The organism is Kitasatospora sp. NPDC041988 (genome assembly GCF_055588525.1).
The window spans coordinates 10552-14627 of the sequence record NZ_JBVJCO010000049.1 but is presented as its reverse complement, the minus strand read 5'-3'; the positions used below and the strand labels follow the sequence as shown (position 1 = coordinate 14627).

Here is a 4076-nt window from a genome sequence, read left to right as displayed (position 1 = left end):
CCCCCCCCCCCCCCCCCCCCCCCCCCCCCCCCCCCCCCCCCCCCCCCCCCCCTTTCTTCCGGATCCGGGGAGGTGCGCGGGGACGGCGCGGAACGGTCTCGGGCGGGGCGTGTGCAGGTGCAGGGGCGGAGCCGGCGGGACGGGTGGGTCGGACGGGTCGGGTTCGGTACGACCGTACGTGGGCGGCACGCGACAGTCAGCAACGATTCCAGCCAACGCCGGGTGGTCGAGGGGGTGATGACGGGCGCTCGGCAGCGGCCGCGCGCCCCAGGCTGGCCGTCAGCCGGCCCGGTGGCCCCGCCGGGTCGGGTGGGGTCGGGTGGGGCGGGCGGAGCGGGTGAGCCGGATCACCCGGGGCCGTTCGCCGGAGCCGTTCGCCGGGCACGGACCGGCGCGGACGATACGCTTCGTGGGCAAGTCGTTTGAGCAGGTCATGCCGGTGCAGAGCCGCATCGGCCGACGGAGGTGGAATCGGATGGCCCAGCAGGTCAAGGCAGTCATCGCGCGTGCCAAGGGCGCGCCCGTGGAGGTCACGACGATCGTCGTGCCCGACCCGGGGCCGGGCGAGGCGGTGGTCCGGATCCAGGCCTGCGGTGTCTGCCACACCGACCTCCACTACCGGGAGGGCGGCATCAACGACGAGTTCCCGTTCCTGCTGGGCCACGAGGCGGCGGGCATCGTGGAGTCGGTCGGCGCCGGGGTGACCGAGGTCGAGCCCGGTGACTTCGTGATCCTCAACTGGCGTGCGGTCTGTGGCCAGTGCCGCGCCTGCAAGCGCGGGCGTCCGCAGTACTGTTTCAACACCCACAATGCCAAGCAGAAGATGACCCTGCTGGACGGAACCGAGCTGTCGCCGGCCCTGGGCATCGGCGCGTTCGCGGAGAAGACGCTGGTCGCGGCCGGCCAGTGCACCAAGGTCGACCCTGCGGCCGAGCCGGCCGTCGCGGGCCTGCTGGGCTGCGGTGTGATGGCGGGCATCGGTGCCGCGATCAACACCGGCAACGTTGGCCGTGGCGACTCGGTCGCGGTGATCGGCTGCGGCGGCGTCGGCGGCGCGGCCGTCCTCGGCTCGCGGCTGGCCGGCGCGGCGAAGATCATCGCGGTGGACATCGACGACCGCAAGCTCGCCACCGCCCAGAAGCTTGGCGCCACCCACACCGTCAACTCCCGTACCACCGACCCGGTCGAGGCGATCCGGGAGCTGACCGGCGGCCACGGCGCGGACGTGGTCGTGGAGGCGGTCGGCCGTCCGGAGACGTACCAGCAGGCGTTCTACGCCCGCGACCTGGCCGGCACCGTCGTCCTGGTCGGCGTGCCGACGCCGGAGATGAGGCTGGAACTGCCGCTGCTCGACGTGTTCGGCCGCGGCGGCGCGCTGAAGTCCTCCTGGTACGGCGACTGCCTGCCCTCGCGGGACTTCCCGATGCTGATCGACCTCTACCTCCAGGGCCGCCTGGACCTCGGGGCCTTCGTCACCGAGACCATCGAACTCGACGCCGTGGAGCAGGCGTTCACGCGCATGCACGAGGGTGACGTGCTCCGCTCGGTGGTGGTCCTGTGAGCGAGCGGACCACCGCCCGGATCGACCGGCTGGTCACCGCCGGCACCTTCGACCTCGACGGCGGCAGCTGGGAGGTCGAGAACAACGTCTGGATCGTCGGCGACGACACCGAGGCCCTGGTGATCGACGCGGCTCACGACGCCGAGGCCATCGAGGCGGCGCTCGGTGGGCGCCGGCTGGTGGCGATCGTCTCCACCCACGCGCACAACGACCACATCGACGCGGCCCCGGCGCTCGCCGCCCGCACCGGCGCGCCGATCCTGCTGCACCCGGACGACCTTCCGCTCTGGAAGCTCACCCACCCCGACCGGCTGCCGGACGGCGAGCTCGCCGACGGGCAGCGGATCGAGGTGGCGGGCACCGCGCTGACCGTGCTGCACACCCCCGGCCACGCGCCGGGCGCGGTCTGCCTCCACGCGCCCGGGCTGGGGACGGTCTTCACCGGGGACACCCTCTTCCAGGGCGGCCCCGGGGCCACCGGCCGGTCGTTCTCGCACTTCCCGACGATCATCGACTCGATCCGGGACCGGCTGCTCTCCCTCCCGCCGGAGACGGTGGTCCGCACCGGCCATGGCGACCCCACCACCATCGGCGCCGAGGCCCCTGCGCTGCCGGAGTGGATCGCGCGCGGCCACTGACGGCGCGACGCCCTCGGACGCCCGACCCGGCCTGACCCGGCCCTTGCCCGGCCCAGACGCCGCCCGACCCAGACCCCGCCCGGCCCGGTGCCTCCGCACCGGGCCGGGCGTCGTACGATCGCGGGCATGGCCCATGATCCACGCGAACTCGACGAAGCGTTCCTCGCCTTCTGGCAGGAGCGGCACATCTCCACGCTGACCACGCGGCGGCCGGACGGTTCGCCGCACGTGGTGCCGGTCGGGGTGACGTACCAGCCGGAGACCGCGACCGCGCGGGTGATCAGCAGCCGGACCAGCCGCAAGGTCCGCAACGTCCTCGCGGCAGGCCCGGCCGGCATGCGGGTGGCGGTCTGCCAGGTGGACCGGGCCCGCTGGTCGACGCTGGAGGGCGTCGCCGTGGTGCGGGACGAGCCGGAGGCGGTGGCCGAGGCCGTCCGCCGGTACACCGAGCGGTACCGCGAGCCGCGGGTGAACCCGGACCGGGTGGTCATCGAGATCACCGTCGACCGGGTGCTCGGCCGCGCGTAGGGCGGGGGCGGTCGGGGCCGCGCCCCTGCCTGCGGGCTGGTGACCGTCAACGGAAGGAGCCGAGCCGGCCGGCGGGTGGCCACGGTGACCCGGTTCCAGGCGCTGACGGAGGCGATCGCCATGACCGGCGCGGCCGGCGCCTCCTCGTCGAATCGGGCGGCGGCTTCGTGGGTCGGTCCCCGGGTCGGTGGGTTCGCCGTCCGTCAGCCGCCGTCCTTGACGATCTCCCAGGTGCCGTCGGGGGAGTGGAGCGCCCAGTAGCCCTTTCTGAGGGCGGGGGCGGTCTGCAGGTGGGCGAGGCCGGGGACATGGCCGAAATGCAGGATGACCGGGCCGTCCGGGCCGGCCTTGTCCCGCTCGGAGAAGAACTGCCACGAACCGTCCCGGTCGCGGCAGATACTCACGACGGGCTCTCCGGCCGCCACCGAGTTCGAGACGTAGACCTTCCGGTCCGAGGTGACCTCCCGCAGGCTCTCGGTCTCCTTCCTGGCATGACGGTTCAGTAGGAAGCGCACACCGTACTCCTGACTCCTGTCTCGGCGGGCCTGTCCCACTGGATGCGTTCCACTGGATGCGTTCCCGGCGAAAGGTGTCCGGGTGAATGTGGCTCGGTCATGGGCGGCTCGGTCATGGGCCGGTGCATTCCGCTCGGCCCCGGCGGTGCGGTCGACCAGCGGCTCCTTGTTTATCAGGTGTTGATCGGCGACGCCTAACGTCGGGGACATGAACGAGGGAACGACCGAGGTGCAGAGCGTGCGGGTGCTGTCCGAGGGGCGGATGACGGAGCAGGACACGGAAAGGTTCCGGGTGTTGCTGGCCCGCCTGGAGAGCTCGCTGATGGCCGACCGGCGGGCGGCGGAGACGGGCTCCGATGTCTGAGACCGACCCGGCGAGAGCCGGCGGTCTGCGGGGGGTCGAGGTGCTGCCACTGTGGGAGCGTGGCCCGGCGCGGGTGCCGGGGCTGCTGCCGGCACACGCCCCGGCCTCGCCGCCGTGGGCCGGTGACGGTGCTCCCGGTCCCGGGCCGGAGCGGGCCGAACCGGACGAATGCTCGGGCTACTTCATGAAGGTCGCCTCCGGGTAGGTCGCCGGGGGGTGGTTCAGCAGCGGGGCCGGGCGGCCGAGCAGGTGCCGGTCGAAGAAGGCACCGAGGTAGGCCCGGGTCCCGGTGGCGGCCGCCCGGTGGACGGGGGCCCGGGAGTCGGCGGTACGGGTGGCGGCGGTAGGGGAGTCGGCGGTACGGCGCCGGGGAGTTCTCGGCATGACGCCACGCCAGGTCGTGCGCACCCGGTGCCGGGGGGGGGGGGGGGGGGGGGGGGGGGGGGGGGGGGGGGGGGGGGGGGGGGGGA

Annotated in this window: 6 protein-coding genes; 4 read left to right on the top strand and 2 right to left on the bottom strand. The window is 73.9% G+C overall.

Features of this window, described 5'->3' with window-relative positions:
• Positions 1-475: 475 nt before the first annotated feature.
• The 3 genes from ACZ6NC_RS34155 (at position 476) to ACZ6NC_RS34145 (ending at position 2727) form a co-directional block, all read left to right on the top strand.
• On the top strand, positions 476-1561 hold the full coding sequence (locus ACZ6NC_RS34155; protein ID WP_465737749.1) for an S-(hydroxymethyl)mycothiol dehydrogenase: 1086 nt from the start codon (positions 476-478) through the stop codon (positions 1559-1561).
• Entirely contained in the window at positions 1558-2199 is a 642-nt protein-coding gene (locus ACZ6NC_RS34150) for an MBL fold metallo-hydrolase (RefSeq protein ID WP_465737748.1), read from the top strand. Before ACZ6NC_RS34155 ends, ACZ6NC_RS34150 begins: the two co-directional genes overlap by 4 nt.
• Before the next feature lie 126 nt (positions 2200-2325).
• Complete coding sequence (locus ACZ6NC_RS34145) at positions 2326-2727, top strand: pyridoxamine 5'-phosphate oxidase family protein (RefSeq protein WP_465737747.1); 402 nt, start codon at positions 2326-2328, stop codon at positions 2725-2727.
• A gap of 203 nt (positions 2728-2930) precedes the next feature.
• Here the strand turns inward: ACZ6NC_RS34145 and ACZ6NC_RS34140 are convergent, their stop codons facing one another.
• Entirely contained in the window at positions 2931-3242 is a 312-nt protein-coding gene (locus tag ACZ6NC_RS34140; RefSeq protein ID WP_465737746.1) for a hypothetical protein, read from the bottom strand.
• A 208-nt stretch (positions 3243-3450) separates the two neighbouring features.
• Here ACZ6NC_RS34140 and ACZ6NC_RS34135 point away from each other — a divergent pair, with 208 nt between their 5' ends.
• On the top strand, positions 3451-3606 hold the full coding sequence (locus ACZ6NC_RS34135; RefSeq protein WP_465737745.1) for a hypothetical protein: 156 nt from the start codon (positions 3451-3453) through the stop codon (positions 3604-3606).
• Between the two features lie 177 nt (positions 3607-3783).
• Here ACZ6NC_RS34135 and ACZ6NC_RS34130 read toward each other — a convergent pair whose 3' ends face one another.
• Positions 3784-3990, bottom strand: coding sequence for a hypothetical protein (locus ACZ6NC_RS34130; protein ID WP_465737744.1), 207 nt, complete (start codon positions 3988-3990; stop codon positions 3784-3786).
• Positions 3991-4076 lie beyond the last annotated feature (86 nt).